The organism is Rhodococcus sp. 14-2470-1a (assembly GCF_002259425.1).
Lineage (GTDB): Bacteria > Actinomycetota > Actinomycetes > Mycobacteriales > Mycobacteriaceae > Rhodococcoides > Rhodococcoides fascians_E.
In genome coordinates this window covers 172,530-194,582 of sequence record NZ_NPFZ01000034.1, presented here as the reverse complement: position 1 = coordinate 194,582, position 22,053 = coordinate 172,530, and the positions used below count along the sequence as shown (strand labels likewise).

The 22,053-nt window shown below is 65.8% G+C and carries 18 protein-coding genes; all 18 read left to right on the top strand.

Annotated features, from left to right (window positions below; translation table 11 throughout):
• Positions 1–20: 20 nt before the first annotated feature.
• The 18 genes from CH292_RS24810 (at position 21) to ffh (ending at position 22,051) form a co-directional block, all read left to right on the top strand.
• Positions 21–3,419 (top strand): pyruvate carboxylase, encoded by a 3,399-nt coding sequence (locus CH292_RS24810; RefSeq protein WP_094655943.1) that lies wholly within the window; start codon positions 21–23, stop codon positions 3,417–3,419.
• 31 nt (positions 3,420–3,450) lie between these two features.
• Entirely contained in the window at positions 3,451–4,035 is a 585-nt protein-coding gene (gene rsmD / locus CH292_RS24805; protein ID WP_051104844.1) for a 16S rRNA (guanine(966)-N(2))-methyltransferase RsmD, read from the top strand.
• Positions 4,032–4,520 (top strand): pantetheine-phosphate adenylyltransferase, encoded by a 489-nt coding sequence (gene coaD / locus CH292_RS24800; RefSeq protein WP_094627091.1) that lies wholly within the window; start codon positions 4,032–4,034, stop codon positions 4,518–4,520. The genes rsmD and coaD overlap by 4 nt, the downstream gene beginning before the upstream one ends.
• 151 nt (positions 4,521–4,671) lie before the next feature.
• Positions 4,672–5,439 carry a DivIVA domain-containing protein gene (locus CH292_RS24795; RefSeq protein WP_019664279.1) on the top strand — a complete coding sequence of 256 codons (768 nt, stop codon included), beginning with the start codon at positions 4,672–4,674 and terminating at the stop codon, positions 5,437–5,439.
• Positions 5,440–5,587: 148 nt separating this feature from the next.
• Entirely contained in the window at positions 5,588–6,232 is a 645-nt protein-coding gene (locus CH292_RS24790; RefSeq protein ID WP_179275209.1) for a DUF177 domain-containing protein, read from the top strand.
• Positions 6,233–6,415, top strand: coding sequence for a 50S ribosomal protein L32 (gene rpmF / locus CH292_RS24785; protein WP_080733022.1), 183 nt, complete (start codon positions 6,233–6,235; stop codon positions 6,413–6,415). It abuts the gene before it with no gap.
• 23 nt (positions 6,416–6,438) lie between these two features.
• Entirely contained in the window at positions 6,439–7,236 is a 798-nt protein-coding gene (rnc, locus tag CH292_RS24780; protein WP_020110324.1) for a ribonuclease III, read from the top strand.
• Positions 7,229–8,101 (top strand): bifunctional DNA-formamidopyrimidine glycosylase/DNA-(apurinic or apyrimidinic site) lyase, encoded by an 873-nt coding sequence (gene mutM, locus CH292_RS24775; RefSeq protein ID WP_094655942.1) that lies wholly within the window; start codon positions 7,229–7,231, stop codon positions 8,099–8,101. The genes rnc and mutM overlap by 8 nt, the downstream gene beginning before the upstream one ends.
• A 19-nt stretch (positions 8,102–8,120) precedes the next feature.
• Positions 8,121–8,549: an OsmC family protein gene (locus tag CH292_RS24770; protein ID WP_020110322.1), complete on the top strand. Its 429-nt coding sequence runs from the start codon at positions 8,121–8,123 to the stop codon at positions 8,547–8,549.
• Position 8,550: 1 nt separating this feature from the next.
• Positions 8,551–9,465, top strand: a complete 915-nt coding sequence (locus CH292_RS24765; protein ID WP_094655941.1) for an SMP-30/gluconolactonase/LRE family protein — start codon at positions 8,551–8,553, stop codon at positions 9,463–9,465.
• Entirely contained in the window at positions 9,462–9,737 is a 276-nt protein-coding gene (locus CH292_RS24760) for an acylphosphatase (RefSeq protein ID WP_020110320.1), read from the top strand. The genes CH292_RS24765 and CH292_RS24760 overlap by 4 nt, the downstream gene beginning before the upstream one ends.
• Before the next feature lie 80 nt (positions 9,738–9,817).
• Positions 9,818–13,462, top strand: coding sequence for a chromosome segregation protein SMC (gene smc, locus CH292_RS24755; protein ID WP_037181479.1), 3,645 nt, complete (start codon positions 9,818–9,820; stop codon positions 13,460–13,462).
• Positions 13,463–13,523: 61 nt separating this feature from the next.
• Positions 13,524–14,831, top strand: coding sequence for a signal recognition particle-docking protein FtsY (ftsY, locus tag CH292_RS24750; protein WP_094655940.1), 1,308 nt, complete (start codon positions 13,524–13,526; stop codon positions 14,829–14,831).
• Positions 14,832–15,102: 271 nt separating this feature from the next.
• Positions 15,103–16,362: an ammonium transporter gene (locus CH292_RS24745; RefSeq protein ID WP_170947592.1), complete on the top strand. Its 1,260-nt coding sequence runs from the start codon at positions 15,103–15,105 to the stop codon at positions 16,360–16,362.
• Between the two features lie 78 nt (positions 16,363–16,440).
• Positions 16,441–16,779 (top strand): P-II family nitrogen regulator, encoded by a 339-nt coding sequence (locus CH292_RS24740; RefSeq protein ID WP_019664269.1) that lies wholly within the window; start codon positions 16,441–16,443, stop codon positions 16,777–16,779.
• Complete coding sequence (locus tag CH292_RS24735) at positions 16,769–19,336, top strand: [protein-PII] uridylyltransferase (protein WP_179278071.1); 2,568 nt, start codon at positions 16,769–16,771, stop codon at positions 19,334–19,336. The genes CH292_RS24740 and CH292_RS24735 overlap by 11 nt, the downstream gene beginning before the upstream one ends.
• Positions 19,337–19,535: 199 nt before the next feature.
• Positions 19,536–20,372, top strand: coding sequence for a M23 family metallopeptidase (locus tag CH292_RS24730; protein ID WP_020110317.1), 837 nt, complete (start codon positions 19,536–19,538; stop codon positions 20,370–20,372).
• A gap of 122 nt (positions 20,373–20,494) precedes the next feature.
• On the top strand, positions 20,495–22,051 hold the full coding sequence (gene ffh / locus CH292_RS24725; RefSeq protein ID WP_037111571.1) for a signal recognition particle protein: 1,557 nt from the start codon (positions 20,495–20,497) through the stop codon (positions 22,049–22,051).
• Positions 22,052–22,053 lie beyond the last annotated feature (2 nt).

Genomic DNA, 22,053 nt, shown 5'->3' with positions numbered 1-22,053 from the left:
TTCGGCGGTAGGTTTGGCCAATGTTCTCCAAAGTGTTGGTTGCCAATCGCGGTGAGATCGCCATCCGTGCGTTCCGCGCGTCGTACGAGTTGGGTGCCGCTACCGTGGCCGTCTTCCCGTTCGAGGACCGTAACTCGGTTCATCGGACGAAGGCCGACGAGGCATACGAGATAGGCGAGAAGGGCCACCCCGTTCGCGCGTACCTGTCCGTCGACGAAATCGTCGCTGCCGCCAAACGCTCCGGCGCCGACGCGGTGTACCCCGGCTACGGCTTTCTCTCGGAGAATCCGGATCTGGCGGCCGCATGTGCCGAGGCGGGCATCACGTTCGTCGGTCCGTCGTCCGAGGTGCTGGAGCTGACGGGCAACAAGGCCCGGGCCATCGCGGCCGCCAAACGTGCAGGCCTGCCGGTGCTGGCGTCGTCGGAGCCGTCGAGCGACGTCGACGAGTTGGTCGCGGCGTCGGAATCGATGACGTTTCCGGTGTTCGTCAAGGCAGTCGCCGGTGGTGGTGGCCGCGGAATGCGCCGCGTCGCCGAGCCTGCTCAGTTGCGTGAGTCGATCGAGGCCGCTGCTCGTGAGGCCGAATCCGCCTTCGGCGACCCCACTGTCTTCCTCGAGCAGGCCGTCATCGATCCGCGCCACATCGAGGTGCAAATCCTCGCCGACGGCCAGGGCAACGTGGTCCACCTCTTCGAGCGCGACTGCAGCCTGCAGCGTCGTCACCAGAAAGTCATCGAGCTCGCTCCCGCGCCCAACCTGCCCGACGGTGTTCGAGAGAAGATCTGCGCGGACGCCGTCGCCTTCGCGAAAGAGATCGGGTACTCCTGCGCGGGCACGGTGGAGTTCCTGCTCGACACCCGCGGTAACCACGTCTTCATCGAGATGAACCCGCGAATCCAGGTCGAGCACACGGTCACCGAAGAAGTGACCGACGTCGACCTCGTGCAGTCCCAGCTCCGAATCGCGTCGGGGGAGACCCTGGCCGATCTGGGCCTGAGCCAGGACAACATCGTGTTGCGCGGCGCCGCGCTGCAGTGCCGCATCACCACCGAAGACCCGGCCAACGGATTCCGCCCCGACACCGGCCGCATCACCGCCTACCGCACACCGGGCGGCGCGGGTGTTCGGTTGGACGGCGGAACCACCCTCGGTGCCGAGGTAGGTGCCTACTTCGACTCGATGCTCGTCAAGCTCACCTGTCGAGGACGCGATTTCGACACTGCCGTCGCGCGTGCGCGTCGGGCCGTCGCCGAATTCCGTATCCGCGGCGTCGCGACCAACATCCCGTTCCTGCAGGCCGTGCTCGTCGACCCGGACTTCACGGTCGGACGGGTGACGACCTCGTTCATCGAGGAACGCCCGGAGCTGTTGACCGCCCGCACATCCGGTGACCGCGGTACCAAGATCCTGACGTACCTCGCCGACGTGACGGTCAACAAGCCGCACGGCGAGCGGCCCTCCACGGTCTACCCCCAGGACAAGCTGCCCGAGGTCGATTTCTCGGCACCGATTCCCGACGGCAGCCGCCAGCGGCTCCTCGAGCTCGGGCCCGAGGGCTTCGCCCGGGACCTGCGTAACCGCAAGGCCGTCGGCGTCACCGACACGACGTTCCGTGACGCGCACCAGTCGCTGCTCGCCACTCGCGTGCGCACGTCGGGTCTGTTGATGGTGGCGCCCTACGTGGCACGCACCACCCCGGAACTGCTGTCCATCGAGGCGTGGGGCGGAGCGACATACGATGTGGCGCTGCGGTTCCTGCACGAGGATCCGTGGGAGCGGCTCGCAGCGCTGCGCGAAGCGGTACCGAACATCGCGCTGCAGATGTTGCTACGCGGGCGGAACACCGTCGGGTACACCCCGTACCCGGAGAAGGTGACGCGTTCGTTCGTGGCCGAGGCCACCGACACCGGTATCGACATCTTCCGGATCTTCGACGCGCTCAACAACGTCGATCAGATGCGTCCCGCCATCGACGCCGTCCGTGAAACCGGAACGGCCGTAGCGGAAGTGGCGCTGAGCTACACCGGTGATCTGTCGAATCCGAACGAGTCGCTCTACACGCTGGACTACTACCTGAAGCTCGCGGAGCAGATCGTCGACGCCGGTGCGCACGTGCTCGCCATCAAGGACATGGCTGGTCTGCTGCGAGCCCCGGCAGCGAAGACTCTGGTGACGGCGCTGCGGTCCAACTTCGATCTGCCGGTGCACGTGCACACGCACGACACCCCTGGTGGTCAGCTGGCGACGTATCTCGCGGCGTGGGAAGCAGGAGCCGACGCGGTCGACGGTGCCAGCGCCGCGATGGCAGGTACGACGAGTCAGCCCGCGCTGTCCGCGATCGTCGCTGCCGCGGCACATTCCGAGTACGACACCGGCCTCGATCTGCAAGCAGTGTGCGATCTCGAACCCTACTGGGAAGCGCTGCGAAAGGTCTACGCGCCGTTCGAGTCCGGACTCCCGGCGCCCACCGGCCGTGTGTACACCCACGAGATCCCAGGAGGCCAGCTGTCCAACCTCCGTCAGCAGGCGATCGCGCTGGGTCTCGGCGACCGGTTCGAGACCGTCGAGGCGAATTACGCTGCGGCGGACCGGATGCTGGGCCGTCTGGTCAAGGTCACCCCGTCGTCGAAGGTCGTCGGCGACCTGGCGCTCGCTCTGGTCGGCGCGGGCGCTTCGGCGGAGGAGTTCGCGGAGAATCCGCGCAAGTACGACGTCCCCGACTCGGTCGTCGGCTTCCTGCGCGGCGAGCTCGGCACACCTGCCGGTGGTTGGCCGGAGCCCTTGCGGACCAAGGCATTGGAGGGACGGTCGGAGCCCAAGGAGGAAACCCCCGTCTCGGCCGAGGACGAGAAGGCGTTGGACGGAACCTCGGCGCAGCGCCGAGACACGCTCAACCGCTTGCTGTTTCCCGGTCCGACCGCCGAGCTTGCTGCGCACCGCGAGAAGTACGGCGACACTTCCAGATTGTCCGCCAATCAGTTCTTCTACGGTCTGCGCCAGGGCGAGGAGCACCGAGTCAAGCTCGAGAAGGGCGTGGAGCTGCTCATCGGTCTCGAAGCGATATCCGACGCCGACGAGCGCGGAATGCGCACGGTGATGTGCATTCTGAACGGACAGTTGCGGCCCGTGTCGGTCCGCGACCGCTCGATCAGCTCGGACGTTCCGTCGGTCGAGAAGGCGGACAAAGCCAACTCGGGTCACGTGCCCGCACCGTTCGCCGGAGTGGTGACGCTGTCGGTGTCCGAGGGCGACAACGTTTCAGCAGGCGACGTCGTCGCCACGATCGAGGCCATGAAGATGGAAGCGGCGATCACCGCTCCCAAGGCCGGTGTCGTCTCGCGGCTCGCGATCGGTGGTGTCCAGCAGGTCGAAGGCGGCGACCTACTCATCGTCATCGGCGGTGATTCGGCGGACTAGCCGTGAACGCCGGATGAGTAAACTCCCGTGGATGACTCGGATCGTCGCAGGCATCGCGGGAGGCCGGAAGCTGAAGGTGCCGCCTCGCGGCACTCGCCCCACATCGGAGCGAGTGCGCGAGGCGGTGTTCAGTTCACTGGGTGCCCGAATGGATCTCGAGGGCGCCTCGGTGCTCGACCTGTTCGCCGGATCCGGAGCGCTCGGACTCGAAGCGCTCTCCCGCGGGGCCGACAAAGTGGTGCTGGTCGAGTCCGACGCGCGTGCCGCGGCAGTGGCCCGTGAGAACGCCGCAGCGGTGGGAATCGCCGGGGCATCGGTCCGCTGTGCGCCGGTCGCGTCGGTGTTGGCAGGCTCGGCGGACACCGCGTTCGATCTGGTGCTGGCCGACCCGCCCTACGCGGTGACCGACGCCGCCGTCGGACACATGCTCGAAGCCCTCGTGGAGGGAGGATGGCTGGCACACGACGCCGTCGTCGTCCTCGAGCGATCGAGTCGCTCGGCCGAAACCGTGTGGCCCCCTGGGTTGCTGCCGGAGAAGGTCAAGAAATACGGCGAGACGCGCATCGAGATCGCCACCACGGACGACGAACCCGCCGGTGATAGCGTGCAGCCATGACTGGAGCGGTGTGCCCTGGATCCTTCGACCCGGTGACCAACGGTCACCTCGACGTCATCACAAGAGCTGCAGCGCAGTTCGACGAGATCGTGGTGACCGTGATGATCAACAAGAGCAAGCGTGGACTCTTCACGGTGGACGAGCGCATCGAGATGATCGCCGAAGCGACAGCGCATCTGGACAACGTACGGATCGCGTCGTGGTACGGATTGCTGGTGGACTACGCCAAGGAGCGGGGGTACACCGCGATCGTGAAAGGACTGCGCGGAGCGAACGATTTCGACTACGAACTGCAGATGGCTCAGATGAACCAGAAGCTCTCGGGTGTCGACACGCTGTTCATCCCGGCCAACCCGACGTACAGCTTCCTGTCGAGCTCGTTGGTCAAGGAGGTGGCGACGTTCGGCGGTGACGTCGCGGACATGGTGCCCGAGCACGTGCACACACGATTGCTGGCCAGGATCGCGGAGCGCGCGGCCGAGTGAGCACGGCGGCCGCCACGTGCGGCCGCGCCGCCCACATCGAGCGACACACCGACGTCGGTGTTTCGCAGACGTGGCGATCACCAGGCAAACTGGCAGTCACTGGACCGACCACGGCCAGTACCTAGAAGTACCTAGACGATTGGGGTGGGCGGTGTACCGCGTATTCGAGGCACTCGACGAACTCGTTGCCATCGTCGAGGAGGCGCGCGGAGTTCCCATGACTGCCGGCTGCGTCGTACCTCGTGGCGATGTGCTGGAACTTCTCGACGACGTTCGCGACTCCATTCCCGGAGAACTCGACGACGCCCAGGATGTTCTCGACCACAAGGACAAGTTGGTCGGCGACGCGCGGGCGACGGCGGAGAAGACCGTCACGTCCGCGAACAACGAGGCGCAGGACACGGTCGAGAATGCCCGCGACTCTGCCGACCGCATTCTCGCCGACGCCAAAGCTCAGGCCGATCGCATGGTCGCCGAAGCGAAGGCGCACGCGGAACAGCTCGTCGACGACGCCACCGACTCTGCCGAACGTACCGTCGAGCAGGGACAGCAGGAATACGACGCCCTCACGAGCAGGGCACGGTCGGAGGCTGACCGCATGATCGAGGCCGGCCAGGCCTCCTACGATCGGTCCGTCGCCGACGGGACCGAGGAGCAGGCACGACTCGTCGCACAGACAGAGGTGGTGCAGGCTGCGCACGCCGAGTCCGCACGGGTGATAGACAGCGCCCACGCCGAGTCCGACCGCATGCGCAGCGAATGCGACGTGTACGTCGACACGAAGCTGGCGGAATTCGAGGAGTTCCTCACCGGCACCATCCGATCCGTCGGGCGCGGTCGTCAGCAACTGCGTACCGGATCCGGGGTCCCCGATTACGGATCCGATACGGCGGACGACTTTCGTCGACCACGCCGCTGAATCGGGCCTGAATCGGGCCTGAATCGGGCCTGAATCGGACTTCGGTCGGGGCGTGATCGCCCCCGAGTTTGCCCACATATGCGTGCGTGCGTATCGTTGAGTGGTTGCCCGCTCCCGTCTCGACGGTAGTAGGTGACGACTTGTCGTGATGTCGTTCCCATGTTTTCGAGAAGAAAGAATCGTTGTGTCTACCCGTCGCAGTACCCCCAGTTCCTCCGCGGGCTCGGGTTTCGCTCTGGATATCGACAACCTCGGCCGTCGGCCGGGGTCGATGAAGGAGATCCAGCGCACGGTGGCCGCGCCGACCCGAATCGGACTCGATGCAATCGCAATCGAAGCCGATACTCCCGTCGAACTCGATCTGAGGCTCGAAGCAGTGTCCGAGGGCGTGCTGGTGACCGGCACCGTCCGCGCCGACACTGCAGGCGAATGCACCCGCTGTCTGGAGCCGGTCACCGGTTCGGTGGATCTGTACCTCACCGAGCTGTTCGCCTATCCGGACAGCGTCACGGAAGAAACGACCGACGAGGACGAGATTCACCGCGTTCTCGACGATCGGATCGACCTCGAACCGGTCATCGTGGATTCCGTCGGGCTGGAGCTTCCGCTGCACCCCGTCTGCCGCGAGGACTGCGAGGGATTGTGCCCCGAATGCGGCGTTCGCCTGGCGATTGCGGAATCCGGCCACAGTCATGACATACTTGATCCTCGCTGGGCTGGTCTTGCAGCCAAATTTGGCGTGGATTCAGAACCGAGCACAGAACTTGTGAACAACGAAGTCGAGGAGAAGTAAGTGGCTGTCCCGAAGCGCAAGATGTCGCGTTCCAACACGAGGTCGCGTCGTGCACAGTGGAAGACCACTGCGCCTACCCTCGTCACCTGCCCCAACCGTGGTTGCGGCGAGAAGACCCTGCCCCACATTGCGTGCCCGTCCTGCGGCACCTACAAGGGCCGCCAGGTCGCAGCAGCAGTCTGATCTTTCTCGGGATCGGACGCGCTGTGATCGACAAAAGCAGCCCAGCTGTACGTAGCTCAGCTACGAAGAAGAGTGCAACAGCCGGTAGCGGCGAGGACGACCATGGGTCACTCCTCGCCGCTCTCGGCGTTGTTCTGGAGGAATCACTCCTCACCTTGGCACTGACACACCGTTCGTATGCGTACGAGCGGGGAGGTCTGCCCACCAACGAACGACTCGAATTCCTCGGAGATTCCGTCCTCGGCCTGACCATCACCGAGCGGCTGTACCTGGCTCACCCGGCGAAGTCCGAAGGTGAGCTCGCGAAGATCCGAGCGAGCGTGGTCAACATGCATGCACTCGCCGAGGTCGCGCGCGGCCTCGGCGACGGCGGTCTCGGCGCACACCTCCTGCTCGGCAAGGGCGAGGAGCAGACCGGCGGCCGAGACAAGGCGAGCATTCTGGCCGACGGCATGGAATCGCTATTGGGTGCTATTCACCTTCAGCACGGTATCGACACCGCGCGGGAAGTCGTTCTCCGACTCTTTGCGGAGTTGCTCGAGCGGGCACCGCGACTGGGTGCCGGACTCGACTGGAAGACGAGCCTGCAGGAGCTGACGGCAGAACAGTCTCTCGGGGTACCTGCGTACGAGATCTCGTCGACCGGCCCCGATCACGACAAGGAATTCACCGCCACCGTTCTGGTCGGTGGCCGTGCACTCGGTGTCGGTGTCGGCCGCAACAAGAAAGAAGCGGAGCAGAAGGCGGCCAGCACTGCCTGGAATGCACTGTCCGTCGACACCGACACCGACACCGACACCGACCCCGACGTGAATGCCTGAGCTTCCCGAGGTCGAGGTAGTCCGACTCGGATTGGCCGCGCACGTGGTCGGCTCCACGATCGAATCGGTCGACGTGCTGCACCCACGCGCGATTCGCAGGCACCTCCCCGGGTCACGGGATTTCGTCGGACAGCTGCGCGGACGTCGCATCGCGGCCGCCGAGCGTCGTGGCAAGTATCTGTGGCTTCCTCTCGAACCATGCGACATCGCCGTCGTCGTGCACCTCGGAATGAGCGGTCAGATGCTCGTACAGCCACCGACGGTGCCGGACGAGAAGCACCTTCGCATCCGCGCACGCCTGGACAACGGGGCAGATCTCCGTTTCGTCGACCAGCGCACGTTCGGGGGTTGGGCAATTGCACCACTGACGGATGTCGACGGGACCATCGTTCCCGAACCGGTCGCGCACATCGCCCGGGATCCGGTCGATCCGCTGTTCGACGCGGAGTCGGTCGTGAACGTCCTGCGAGGCAAACACACCGAGATCAAGCGAGCGCTCCTCGATCAGACCGTTCTGTCCGGTGTCGGAAACATCTACGCGGACGAAGCATTGTGGCGGGCCAAGATTCACGGAAACCGTATCGCCGAGACCTTGAGCAGGCCGGCGTTGCGTCGGTTGTTGACTGCAGCGCACGCCGTGATGGGCGAAGCGTTGGCGCAGGGCGGAACGTCGTTCGACGCCCTGTACGTGAACGTCAACGGCGAATCGGGATACTTCGATCGCTCCCTCGACGCGTACGGGCAGGAAGGCTTGCCGTGCTCACGGTGCGGAAGCCCCATCCGTCGTGAGAAGTTCATGAACCGCAGCTCGTACAGCTGCCCCAAGTGCCAACCTCGACCGCGCACGACCCGACTGGTGAGCTAGGCCCCTACAATCGGCTCTCATGGCTGAGACGAGCACTCCTACTTCACTCTGGGTCGAACGCACCGGAACCCGCCGATACACCGGCAAGAGTTCACGCGGTGCCGAGGTTCTGATCGGATCGGAGTCGGTCGACGGCGTGTTCACGCCCGGCGAACTGCTCAAAATTGCACTCGCGGCCTGCACCGGAATGAGCTCGGATCTGCCGCTGTCCCGCAGACTGGGCGACAATTACGACGCCACCGTCGAAGTATCCGGTGCCGCCGACCGCGAGAACGAGCTGTATCCGGAGCTGAACGAGATCCTGAAGGTCGACCTGAGCGAACTGGATCCGGAGGCTCAGCAACGCCTCCTGACCGTCGTCGAACGCGCAATCGACAAGGTGTGCACCGTCGGTCGCACCCTGAAGGCCGGCACCACGGTCGGTCTCGCCATCGAGATCGACCACTGACGTGTGGACGCCTGACACGACGGTCGGGGCTGCGGTAGTAGCAGGCACGCTGGCCGCAGGACTGCTGGTGACCGCTCCCGCCGCGAGCGCAGCGCCTGCGTGCACGGAGTGGTCGGTCAGTACCGTGGCCACCGGCTACGGCATGCTCGAGAACCTCGCGTTCGGCGAGAACGGCACGATGTACCTGTCCGAGACGTCCCCTCTCGGTCCCGGGCGGATCCAGGCGCTCTCGCAGGACGGCCTCAGGTCCGTCGCCGTGGACGACGTGACGTCGCCCGGGGGATTGGTCGTCGATGGCTCGGTGCTGTACTTCACGGCCGGAAACGGCACCGCAGCAGGTCTTTTCGACACGCCGGACGGCACCGTGGACATGCTGGACCTGTCGTCGGGGGTCCGTTCCACGTACGCCGCCGGTCTCGTGATGCCCAACGGTCTCGCACGGACGGACGACGGAACTTTGTTCACCACGCGCAACCTCGGACTCACGACAGGTCTGACCGTCGTTCCGTCGGCCTCACCGCACGTGCCGTCGGTCGTCCGCACCGACCTCGGCACCGCCAACGGCATCGCGGTGGACGCAGACGCGCTGTACGTGGCCGACACGTTCGAACCGTCGTTGCGCATCACCGCACTCGACGTCGACGATCCAGCCGGCCCGGCGAGAATCCTGCCCGTCGACGGGTTCGGTCCGTTCACTGCATCGGACGACATGACCGTCGGGCCCGACGGCATGATCTACCTGGCTCAGAATCTCGCCGGACGCGTTCTGCGTGTCGATCCCGCCACGGGTTCGTCGTGCGTGGTCGGCACAGGTGTGCCGCTCACGTCCTCGGTGGAGTTCGGTGGACCGGGCTGGGACGACAATTCTTTGTACGCAACGAGCTTCGACGGATCCGTGCGAAAGCTGACGCCGTGACGGACCAGCGATTGACGGCTTGGGTACATGGACACGTGCAAGGCGTCGGATTTCGATGGTGGACGCGATCTCGCGCACTCGAGCTGGGATTGATCGGATCGGCGACCAACCAGTCCGACGGCCGCGTCCTGGTGGTCGCGCAAGGCCCGAGAGACCGGCTGGAGAGCTTGCTGGCACTTCTCCGCGGCGGCGCGACGCCCGGGTCGGTCTCGCTCGTCGTCGAGAGCTGGGACCCGCCCCGGGGCGGAATCATCGGTTTCGTCGAACGCTGACGCGCCGGGGTGATCCGACGCGCGTGTGACGTGATGTGCGTGTGCCCGCGCGTCGGTGCGACCCGGTACTGTCAAACGCCATGCATCTCAAGAGTCTGACGCTGAAGGGCTTCAAGTCCTTCGCTTCGGCGACGACTCTTCGATTCGAACCGGGAATCACCTGCGTGGTCGGACCCAACGGGTCGGGTAAGTCCAACGTCGTCGACGCGTTGACCTGGGTCATGGGCGAGCAGGGCGCCAAAGCACTACGCGGCGGAAAGATGGAAGACGTCATCTTCGCCGGCACATCCGGGCGCGCACCGCTCGGTCGTGCCGAGGTGACGTTGACCATCGACAATTCCGACGGCGCACTTCCCATCGACTACACCGAGGTCTCCATCACGCGGCGCATGTTCCGCGACGGTGCCGGTGAGTACGAGATCAACGGCAACTCGTGCCGCCTCATGGACGTACAGGAGCTGCTGAGCGACTCGGGTATCGGACGTGAAATGCACGTCATCGTCGGACAGGGTCGTCTGGCGGCGATCCTGGAATCGCGTCCCGAGGACCGACGTGCGTTCATCGAGGAAGCCGCTGGTGTCCTCAAGCATCGAAAGCGCAAGGAAAAGGCCGTACGCAAACTCGATGCCATGCAGGCCAACCTCGCGCGGTTGACGGACCTGACGGCCGAGCTGCGGCGTCAGCTCAAACCGCTCGGCAGACAAGCCGAGGTCGCCCGACGAGCCCAGACCGTGCAAGCCGACCTGCGCGACGCGCGGCTGCGGCTCGCGGCGGACGATCTGGTCGCCCGCCGTGAGGAATTCGCCAACCAGACGCAGGACGAAGCCGCCGCGCGGGAACAGTACGCAGCCGTCCAGGACACCCTGGAAGCAGGCAACGTCGCGCTCGGTGAACTGGAACAGTCGGTAGCGAGACTCACGCCGAGCGCCGAGGCTGCCGGGCAGACCTGGTTTCAGCTGTCTGCGCTGTCCGAGCGCGTCAACGCGACCATCAGGATCGCGAAGGAGCGCGCCCGCCATCTCGACTCGGCTCCGTCAGGAGGCCGCGGTCAGGATCCCGACGAACTCGAGCAACAGGCCGACCGCGTGGCGGAGGAGGAGCTCGAGCTCGTCGAGGCCGTCGAGATCGCTCGTGAAAATCTCGAAGTGGCACGCGATCAACTGGCCGAGCGCGAGTCCGCCGCCGCGGAGGCCGAACGAGCACACATGGCGGCCGTTCGTGCCGTCGCCGACCGTCGTGAGGGGTTCGCGCGGTTGTCGGGCCAGGTCGACACTTTCCGAACGAAGGCGGAATCCATCGACGCCGAAGTCGCCCGGCTCTCCGTCGCGATCGACGAGGCACGCGAACGAGGTGACCGGGCACAGGAAGAATTCGAAAGCGTCCAGGACCAGATCTCCGGTCTCGACGCGAGTGAGCTGAGCCTCGACACGCACTACGAGCGCGCCGTCGCCGCGCTGCGCAGCGCAGACGCTCGTGTCACGGAATTGCAGAACGAGGACCGTGTCGCAGGCAAGAAAGTGGCGTCGTACCAGGCTCGCATCGAAGCTCTGACCATGGGGCTCGAGCGCAAGGACGGCGCGGGCTGGCTCACCTCTCGCGGCCAGGCCGGCGTTGCAGGGCTACTGGCCGAGCGCATCACCGTCGAAGACGGGTTCGACGTGGCCGTCGCCGTGGCGATGGGGCCCGCCGCCGACGCAGTGTTCGCCGACTCGTACGAGGTCGCTCGCGACGCGGTCCGTGCATTGCACGAAGCCGACGGCGGTCGCGCCGTGCTGGTCTTCGAATCGGGTTCGGCCGAGCGCCCGAAGCCGGGGGTCCTGCCCGACGGTGCGCGGTGGGCACTGGACGTGGTCGACTACCCCGAGCCGCTGGCGTCGGCCATGCAGTCGCTGCTCGGGGACGTCGTGATCGTCTCGTCGTTCGACGACGCGCAGTCGGTCATGGGCACCGTGTCCGGTGTCCGCGCCGTGACCACTGCGGGCGATTACATCGACTCCGGCTGGGTGTCGGGCGGATCCGACCGCAGACCGAGCACGCTGGAAGTGCAGGCAGCGATCGACACGTCGACCGTCGAACTCGCCGCAGCGGAACGTCGATCCGCCGAACTGGAAGCAGCGCTGTCGGGTGCACTGGCAGAGCAGTCCGATCGGCGTGAGTCCGCCGAGCAGGCACTGGCGGCGTTGAACGAATCCGACGCGGCGATGTCCGCGGTCTACGAACAACTCGGCCGGTTGGGCCAGCTGGCGAGATCGGCGCACGCGGAGTCCGCGCGGTTGTCCGATCAGCGAGCCAAGGCCGAGAGCGGTCGCGAGGACGCGCTGCAGGCACTCGCCGAGCTCGAGGAACGTCTCCGTCTTGCCGAGGACGAGCAGTCGGAATCGTCCGACGCTCCCGACTCGGAGGACTCCACCTACGCGCGCGAGGCAGCAGCTGCAGCGCTGGCCGAGGTGCGATCGGTCGAGGTGGAGGCACGGCTGAACGTACGCACCGCCGAGGAACGAGCTCAGTCACTACGCGGAAAGGCCGATTCCTTGCGTCGCGCGGCGCGGGCCGAGCGCGAGACTCGGGCCCGTGCGGAACGGGAGATGATCGCTCGACGTCACGCCGCTGCCGTCGCGGAATCGGTTGCCACGGCAGGGGAGCGGGTGGCGACCCGACTCGCCGATGTCGTCTCAGCCGCCGCAGCCCGCCGGGACGAACTGGCCGAACAGCGCGCCAACACCACGGCAGAACTCGAACGCGTCAAAGAACAGGTCCGTGCACTGCAGGGCCAGTTGGCGTCCATCACGGACGCCGTTCACCGTGACGAGGTGGCGCGTGCGCAGGCGGCGCTTCGCATCGAACAGCTGGAGTCGACGATTCTCGAGCAGCACGGAATCGGCCTGGACGATCTGGTCGCCGAGTACGGACCCGATGTCGCGCTCGCGCCGACCGAGCTGGAGATGTCCGAGTACGAAGCCGCGAAGGAACGCGGTGAGCAAGTGGTCGCACCGGCCCCGATGCCGTTCGACCGCCTCACTCAGGAGAAGCGAGCGAAGCGAGCCGAACGTGACCTGGCGACTCTCGGCAAGGTGAACCCCCTCGCACTGGAGGAGTTCGCCGCACTGGAGGAGCGCTACAACTTCCTGTCCACCCAGTTGGAGGACGTGAAATCGGCTCGGAAGGATCTGCTGGACGTCGTCGCGGACGTCGACGAGCGCATCCTGCAGGTCTTCACCGATGCCTGGCTCGACGTCGAGCGGGAGTTCACGCAGGTCTTTGCAAAGCTGTTTCCGGGAGGCGAGGGACGTTTGATCCTGACCGAGCCCGGAGACATGCTCACGACCGGAATCGAGGTCGAGGCACGTCCGCCTGGCAAGAAGGTCAAGAGGTTGTCGCTGCTCTCGGGTGGCGAGAAGTCCCTGACTGCCGTGGCCATGCTGGTGGCGATCTTCCGCGCCCGACCGTCCCCGTTCTACGTCATGGACGAGGTGGAGGCCGCACTCGACGACACCAACCTTCGGCGCTTGATCGGCTTGTTCGAACAACTGCGGGAGAAGTCTCAGCTGATCGTGATCACCCACCAGAAGCCGACGATGGAGGTGGCCGACGCTCTCTACGGAGTGTCGATGCGGGGCGACGGCATCACGACCGTCATTTCGCAGCGGCTCAACCGCGACCGTGTGGAGACGATCGGCAGCGTGACCGCGCCGGACGAGGAAACAGCGGCCGCGCCCACCTCCTGACGGAGTGGCGCAGCGCACGCCCGCGCACTCGAAGAGCCCGCCGCCCTGACAAGATGGACACGTGAGTAGCCAAGCGTGGATCATCCTCGCGGCCGTTCTGGCCGTCCTTGTCGTCGCACTCGTCACCGGGCTGGTGCTGTCCCGTCGGCGCCGTGTCTCGTTGAAGTCGTCCGACACCCCGACGATCGAGGAGCAGAAAGACCGTTCCGGTGGGTACAAGGCGGGCGGTGGATTCTCCTTCAGCCAGGGCACCGCAACCGCCGAGCCCGAGCCCGTCGTCAGACCCGAGCCCGTCGTCAGGCCCGAACCAGTCGTCGAGCCGTCACCCGAGCCACTGCCGACGCCGGAGCCGACTCCCGAGCCTGAGCCGACTCCCGAGCCTGAGCCGTCACCGGAGACCCAGCCGACACCGGAGCCCGAGCCGGCCGGCCGAGTCCTCGACGACATCGCGCCCACCGACGGGCGGCTCGATCGACTTCGCGGCCGGTTGTCACGGTCGCAGTCCGCCGTGGGCAAGAGCCTGTTGGGCCTGCTCGGCGGTGGAGACCTGGACGAGGACTCGTGGGAAGAGGTCGAGGACACGCTGCTGATCGCGGACCTCGGATCGACCACGACGCAGGAAATCATGGCGGCACTGCGGCAGCAGATGGCAGCGAGGAGCATCAGAACCGAGGCCGACGCGCGGGCGTTGCTGAAGGAGATTCTGGTGTCTCAGCTGCGCCCCGAGCTCGATCGCTCCATCAAGGCCCTGCCACACGAAGGAACTCCTGCGGTTCTGTTGGTGGTCGGAGTGAACGGCACCGGTAAGACGACCACGACGGGCAAGCTTGCGCGCGTGCTGGTGGCGGACGGTCGTCGAGTTCTGCTCGGCGCGGCGGACACGTTCCGTGCTGCCGCTGCGGACCAGTTGCAGACTTGGGCCGAGCGAGTCGGTGCCGACGTCGTGCGGGGCAAGGAAGGCGCTGATCCGGCCGCAGTCGCGTTCGATGCCGTGACCAAGGGTATCGAGCAGGGCGTGGACGTCGTCGTGGTCGACACGGCGGGTCGGTTGCACACCAAGTCCGGGTTGATGGACGAGCTCGGCAAGGTGAAGCGTGTGATCGAGAAGCGCGCGCGGGTCGACGACGTGCTCCTCGTGCTCGACGCCACCGTCGGCCAGAACGGGTTGACCCAGGCCCGGGTGTTCGCAGAAGTGGTGAACATCACCGGCGTCGCGCTCACCAAGCTCGACGGTACGGCGAAGGGCGGCATCGTTTTCCAGGTGCAACGTGAGCTCGGTGTGCCCGTGAAACTCGTCGGTCTCGGCGAGGGTGCGGACGATCTCGCGCCCTTCGAGCCGGAGGCATTCGTCGACGCGTTACTCGGCTGATTCCGCCCCCTGATTTCGGACCGCGTGAGGGCTCACGCCGTCCGAAATCGGGTGAGCGCGGGATTGCGAAAAATACGAATGGCCTGGACGAAACGTATTGGCAACAGATTTCGCCCATGCGTTCACATGAGCGAAACACCAGAGTGTCATCGATGAAACTTCTTAAAACCACTCTTTGTTCTTGACGGCGCACCGACCGGTAGCGCAGGAGAAATGGAGGGTGTACGTGAGTCCCGAGGATGTATTGGCCAACTCCGGCAACGCCGCTTGGATGCTGATCGCAGCATCACTGGTGCTGCTGATGACGCCGGGCCTGGCGTTCTTCTACGGCGGAATGTCGCAGCAGAAATCCGTCCTGAACATGATGATGATGTCGTTCGGGTCGATGACCGTCGTCGCGATCATCTACTTCCTGTGGGGATGGTCGATGTCGTACGGAACCGAGGACATCGGCGGCCTGTTCGCCAACCCCTTCGAGTTCTTCGGTCTCAAGGATTCCATCACCGACGCCGACGGTAACTTCATCGCCGGAGCGTGGGGATACGCCAACATCATCGATGTTGCATTCCAGGTCACCTTCGCGATCATCACCGTCGCCCTGATCTCCGGCTCCATCGCAGGCCGCGTCAAGTACGGAACGTGGCTCGCATTCGCAGGTATCTGGGTCACCCTCGCGTACTTCCCGCTCGCACACATGGTGTGGGGTGGCGGACTGCTCTCGGGCTCCGAGGACGGGCTCGCCGCGAAGATCTTCGGCACCACCGACGACGGAGAAGGCGGACTGGTCGCCTCGGTCGCGCCGATCGACTTCGCCGGAGGCACGGTCGTTCACATCAACGCCGGCATCGCAGGCCTCGTCCTGGCCCTCATCATCGGCAAGCGCATCGGCTTCGGCAAGATCGCCTTCCGGCCACACAACCTCCCGTTCGTCATGCTCGGTGCGGCACTCCTGTGGTTCGGTTGGTTCGGCTTCAACGCCGGTTCCGCCTTCGCTGCCGACGGCGCAGCCGGACTCGCCTGGGTCAACACCACTGCCGCCACCGCGGCCGCCATCGCAGGCTGGCTCATCACCGAGCGCATCCGCGACGGACACGCCACCAGCCTCGGTGCCGCGTCGGGCATCGTCGCAGGCCTCGTGGCCATCACCCCCGCCGCGGGAGCACTCACGCCTGTCGGCTCGATGATCCTCGGCGTCATCGCAGGTGTCCTCTCCGCACTTGCTGTCGGCCTGAAGTTCAAGTTCGGTTACGACGACTCGCTCGACGTCGTCGGCGTGCACCTCGTCGCCGGCCTCTGGGGCACCATCGCGATCGGCTTCCTCGGTTCCGAGACCGGCCTGTTCTACGGTGGTGACTACAAGCAGCTCGTCGTGCAGATCGTGATCGCGCTGTTCGCACTCATCTTCACCGCCATCGTCACCGCGGTCATCGCCTTTGCTCTCAAGCCGCTCGGGTGGCGTGTGTCCGACGAGGAAGAAGCCAACGGAATCGACGAGGCAGAACACGCCGAGACCGCGTACGACTTCGCCTGACAAGGTAGAGATAAGAGCGAGAACTCTCGCTCCGCATGCAACCGGGCACATCAAGAGCTTGTGAAGGGAAGCAGAACAATGAAGCTGATCACGGCAATCGTCAAACCGTTCACGCTGGAGGACGTCAAGACGGGCCTCGAACAGGCCGGCGTGCTTGGCATGACGGTCAGTGAAGTTCAGGGATACGGGCGCCAGAAGGGCCACACCGAGGTCTACCGCGGCGCCGAGTACTCCGTGGACTTCGTTCCGAAGGTGCGCGTCGAGGTCGTCGTCGACGACGCGGCGGTCGAGAAGGTCGTCGAGGTCATCGTCGAAGCCGCTCGCACCGGCAAGATCGGCGACGGCAAGGTATGGGTCTCGCCGGTCGACTCGGTCATCCGAGTGCGTACCGGAGAACGTGGCGCCGATGCGCTCTGACCCACACGGGTCTCGGACAGGCGGCCTCGATTCCTCGGCTCACGCCGGGGGATCGGGGCCGTCGGTCTCGAAGGGCTCCACACCGAAGGGCTCGGCGTCGAACGACAGGTCCGGCGCGGCCGCCGACCTCGCGCGCGCCAGGAAACAGCTGCTCGACGGCGGGGCACGCAACCGTCGACTCGATGCGCCCTCGCTGCGGCAAGCCCTCGTCGATCTACACGAGTTCTGGCTCACCACCAAGGGATCCGAGCTGGGAATCAAACCCGATTCGGGATTCGCGATCGTGGCTGTCGGTGGCCTCGCGCGGCGCGAACTGCTTCCGTACTCCGATCTCGACCTGATTCTGCTGCACGACGACATGAGCCCCGAGATCGTCGCCGCGGTCGCCGACAAACTCTGGTATCCGTTGTGGGACGCGCACATCAAGCTCGACCACAGCGTGCGGACGGTGCCGCAGGCACTGCAGGTCGCCGCGACGGACATGACCGCGGCGCTCGGGATGCTCGAAGCTCGTCACATCGCCGGTGACGTGGAACTGAGCAATTTGCTGATCGGCGGGGTACGTAGGGAGTGGCGTACCGGAATACGGTCGCGCTTCGACGAACTCATCACCCAGACCTCCTCGCGGTGGTCCAGAAGCGGTGAAATCGCCCACCGCGCCGAACCTGATCTCAAGAGTGGCCGGGGCGGGCTCCGCGACGTCCAGCTCCTCGACGCCCTCGCCATCGCGCAACTGACCGACGGTATGCCCGGTCTCGGCCCGTCGTCTCCCGGCGGCGGACTGGCCTTCGCGCACGGTCGACTTCTCGATGTCCGCACCGAACTTCACCGTGTCGCCGGTCGAGCGCGCGATCAACTGCGGGCACAGGACGCCGACGAGATCGGTGCCGCGTTGCGTATCGGCGATCGATTCGATCTCGCGCGCGTTCTCAGCGACTCGGCCCGAACCATCAGCTATTCCGTGGACGTGGGTTTGCGTACTGCGGGGAACTCCCTTCCACGACGCGGGCTCTCGCGGCTGCGCCGCGCACCGGTCCGTCGCCCGCTGGACGAGGGAGTCGTCGAGCATGCAGGTGAAGTGGTGCTCGCGCGCGATGCACGTCCGGGGAAGGATCCCGGACTGATCACGCGAGTGGCCGCCGCGTCGGCGCAGACGGGGATGCCGATGTCGGCGTCGACGCTCAATCGATTGTCCGACAGCGCCCCCGAACTGCGCGAGCCGTGGCCGAAGGAAGCGTTCAACGACTTGCTCGTTCTGCTCGGTTCCGGACGTCGCGCCATTGCCGCGATCGAAGCGCTTGACCGAACAGGGTTGTGGGGTCGGTTGATTCCCGAATGGGGTGCGGTGCGGGATCTTCCGCCCCGCGACGCCGTGCACACCTGGACGGTGGATCGGCACCTCGTCGAAACCGCCGCGTACGCAAGTGCTCTGACGACACGGGTGGCTCGCCCGGATCTTCTGGTGCTCGGCGCTTTGATCCACGACATCGGAAAGGGACGCGGGGGAGACCACAGTGTGGTCGGCGCGGAACTCGCCACGCAGATCGGAAACAGGCTGGGACTGTGGCCGTCGGACGTCGCATTGCTCAGTGCAATGGTTCGCTATCACCTTCTCCTTCCGGAGACCGCGACCCGCCGCGACCTCGACGACCCGGCGACGGTGGAGACCGTCGTGAACACTCTCGGTGCGGACACGGTTCTGCTGGAACTGCTGCATGCACTCGCCGAAGCCGATTCCCTCGCGACCGGGCCCGGAGTATGGGGTGACTGGAAGGCGTCGTTGATCCGGGAACTCGTGCGCCGATGCCGCATGGTGATGGCGGGCGAAAGCCTGCCGACGCCCGACCCGCTCGATCCCGCGCACATCGCTCGGGCGGAGAAGGGCGGCGTACACGTCGATCTGCAGCCGACCGACGGTATGCACACCTATGTCGTGACCGTCGTCGCTCCGGACACACCGGGTCTGCTGTCCGACGCTGCCGGTGTGCTCGCGCTGCACTCGTTGCGCGTGCTGTCGGCGTCGCTGGGCAGTCACGACGGTTCGGCGGTCAATTCGTTCGCCGTCGCGCCGCTGTTCGGGACGCCGCCTCAAGCTGGGCTGCTGCGTCAGGAGATCATTCGTGCCCAGGCGGGTGAACTGGACCTGATCGCGTTGCTCGATGCCAAGGAACGGGACGCTCAGCCGATTCCGCTGGACGATCGGGCCGGGGAGTCGACCGAGCCGGAGGACGACTCGGCAGTTCCTGTCGTGTACGCGCAAGCGCCTCCGCGGGTGCTGTGGTTCGACGGGTCGGACTCGGGGCAGGTGGTGCTCGAGCTCAGAGCCGAGGACAGGCTCGGGCTGCTGTGCCGTCTTGCGACTGCGTTGGAGAAGCTGGGCGCGGACGTGAGATGGGCGCGGGTGGCCACGCTCGGTACGTCCGTCGTCGATGCGTTCTGCATCGATCTGTCGGGAACCGACACGCGGGCGACGAGGGAGGACATCGAGCGAGCGCTGCTCGCGGTGGTCCCCGCTCCGGAACCACCGAAACCTCCGGAAAAGCCGGAAGGAACCTGACCCGGCGTACCGATCGACGCGCCGTTCCGACTGCGCTTGTGAGTTTTCATAAAGATTCGGTTACGGTGTCTGCGGGCGAGATCGTTTTGTTACGTTTCTCGCCACAGGAACAACTTGTGAACGAGAGCGCAATGCATGCGAAACAGCCCTGCTCGGGGCGTTTTTCCATGCCTCGCCGACGACTGATGAGGTACTGACTGTGGGAGCCCACCGGCGGTCGAACATTTATGTTCCGACCACGACAGATTCGACGACACCACGCGGGCGTCACAGAGCTCAGGACGATTCGAAGGATTCGGGAATCAAGACGGCGACCATCGTCGCCGCAACAGGTGCGATCGTCGCCGGTGCGGCGCAACTGGGAACCGGGACCGCCACGGCGGCTCCGGCTCCGCTGCCCGACGCCCCCGCGGCGAGTCAAGCCTTCGGGATTCCGCAGAATCTGCTTCCCGCGGGCTTCGAGTTGCCCGCCGGAGTTCAATTGCCGGAGAACCTGATTCCGGAGGGCTTCCAGTTGCCGCCGGGTGTCGAGATCCCGGACACCTCTGATCTGCCCGCACTGGGTCTTCCCGATGTCGGTGCCGCGGCGCAGGATCTGCTGCAGGGGCTTGCACCTCTCAAGGACAAAGCAGTGCAGCCGGTGTCCGGAGTGTTGACCTCCACGTTCGGTCAGCGCTGGGGTACGCACCACGGCGGGATCGACATCGCTGCCCCGATCGGCACGCCGGTACTCGCAGCCGCCGACGGAGTGGTGACGGCCGCGGGACCTGCGTCCGGTTTCGGTCTGTGGGTCAAAGTGCTGCACGCCGACGGGACCGAGACGGTCTACGGCCACGTGGACACCTACGAGGTCGCCGAAGGGCAGCAGGTCGCCGCAGGTCAGCAGATCGCGACGGTCGGAAATCGCGGCCAGTCCACCGGCCCGCACCTTCACTTCGAGGTGCACGACGCGTCCGGGATCAAGACCGATCCGTCCGTCTGGCTGGCCACGCGGGGAGTGTCCGTGACGTGGAACGACACCGCGCGCAACGCTTGACCGAGCACGCGCTGTCCACGCCTCAGCGCCGCGGGCGCTAGGCTGGGTGCGACGTACGTGGCGGGGCGGCAGGCTCGACCCGCTGTCGGCTAATACTCGCTATCGGCTCAGGAGTGCAATCGGTGTTCGAATCCCTTTCCGACAGGTTGACCGGAACCCTCAAGGACCTGCGGGGCAAGGGGCGGCTCTCCGGTGCCGACATCGACGCCACGGCCCGTGAGATCCGGCTCGCGTTGCTCGAGGCCGACGTGGCTTTGCCCGTCGTCCGCGAGTTCATCACCCGCATCAAGACGCGCGCCAAGGGCGCGGAGGTCTCGGGTGCTCTCAACCCCGCGCAGCAGGTCGTCAAGATCGTCAACGAGGAACTCGTCGGGATCCTCGGAGGCGAGACCCGCCGCCTGCAGTTCGCGAAGACCCCGCCGACGGTGATCATGCTCGCCGGTCTTCAGGGATCGGGTAAGACCACGCTGGCCGGCAAGCTGGCCAGGTGGCTGAAGGACCAGGGGCACACACCCTTGCTCGTCGCGTGTGACCTCCAGCGCCCGGGCGCGGTCAGCCAGCTGCAGATCGTCGGTGAACGGGCAGGCGCAACGGTGTTCGCGCCCCACCCGGGAACGTCCATCGGCGGCGGGGAGAACGCGCTCGGCATTTCGGCAGCCGATCCCGTCGAGGTCGCACGCGCAGGCGTCGCCGAGGCTCGCGCCAAACAATTCGACATCGTCATCGTCGACACCGCAGGCCGCCTCGGTATCGACACCGAACTGATGAACCAGGCCGCGGGTATTCGCGACGCGGTTCAGCCGGACGAAACACTGTTCGTCCTCGACGCGATGGTCGGCCAGGACGCGGTCAGCACCGCACAGGCCTTCCGGGACGGCGTCGGATTCACCGGTGTCGTACTGACCAAGCTCGACGGCGACGCACGCGGCGGCGCGGCACTGAGCGTCCGCGAGGTGACCGGCGAGCCCATCATGTTCGCGTCGACCGGTGAGAAGCTCGAGGACTTCGACGTCTTCCACCCCGACCGCATGGCCAGCCGCATCCTCGGTATGGGTGACGTACTCAGCCTGATCGAGCAAGCCGAGCAGCACTTCGACGCCGAGCAGGCCGAGGCCACGGCCAACAAGATCGGCTCCGGCCAGCTCACGCTCGACGACTTCCTCGAACAGATGATGGCCGTTCGCAAGATGGGCCCCATCGGCAACCTCCTGGGCATGCTGCCCGGCGCCGGCCAGATGAAAGAACTGGCCAACGTCGACGAGAAGCAGTTGGATCGAGTGCAGGCGATCATTCGCGGCATGACTCCGCAGGAGCGCACCGACCCCAAGATCATCAACGCGTCGCGTCGTCTGCGTATCGCCAACGGCTCGGGCGTGAAGGTCTCCGACGTCAACCAACTCGTCGATCGTTTCTTCGAAGCTCGAAAGATGATGTCCGCTATGGCAGGCCGGATGGGCATGCCGGGCGCGCGCAAGCAGGTCAGGAACAAGAAGGGCAAGAAAGGCAAGAAGGGCGGTCGGGGGCCGACTCAGCCCAAGATCCGCGGTGGCTTCCCGGGCATGCCCGGAGGTATGCCTGCGGGCATGCCGGACCTGTCGTCCATGCCCAAAGGGCTCGACCAGCTTCCTCCGGGACTCGAAGGCATCGACCTGTCACAGCTGAAGCTGCCGAAGAAGTAGAT

Coding starts and splice junctions, on each gene's coding strand:
- CH292_RS24810 (WP_094655943.1), top strand. CDS start 21: ATGTTCTCCAAAGTGTTGGTTGCCAATCGCGGTGAGATCGCCATCCGT.
- rsmD (WP_051104844.1), top strand. CDS start 3,451: ATGACTCGGATCGTCGCAGGCATCGCGGGAGGCCGGAAGCTGAAGGTG.
- coaD (WP_094627091.1), top strand. CDS start 4,032: ATGACTGGAGCGGTGTGCCCTGGATCCTTCGACCCGGTGACCAACGGT.
- CH292_RS24790 (WP_179275209.1), top strand. CDS start 5,588: ATGTCGTTCCCATGTTTTCGAGAAGAAAGAATCGTTGTGTCTACCCGT.
- mutM (WP_094655942.1), top strand. CDS start 7,229: ATGCCTGAGCTTCCCGAGGTCGAGGTAGTCCGACTCGGATTGGCCGCG.
- CH292_RS24770 (WP_020110322.1), top strand. CDS start 8,121: ATGGCTGAGACGAGCACTCCTACTTCACTCTGGGTCGAACGCACCGGA.
- smc (WP_037181479.1), top strand. CDS start 9,818: ATGCATCTCAAGAGTCTGACGCTGAAGGGCTTCAAGTCCTTCGCTTCG.
- CH292_RS24745 (WP_170947592.1), top strand. CDS start 15,103: ATGCTGATCGCAGCATCACTGGTGCTGCTGATGACGCCGGGCCTGGCG.
- CH292_RS24740 (WP_019664269.1), top strand. CDS start 16,441: ATGAAGCTGATCACGGCAATCGTCAAACCGTTCACGCTGGAGGACGTC.
- CH292_RS24735 (WP_179278071.1), top strand. CDS start 16,769: ATGCGCTCTGACCCACACGGGTCTCGGACAGGCGGCCTCGATTCCTCG.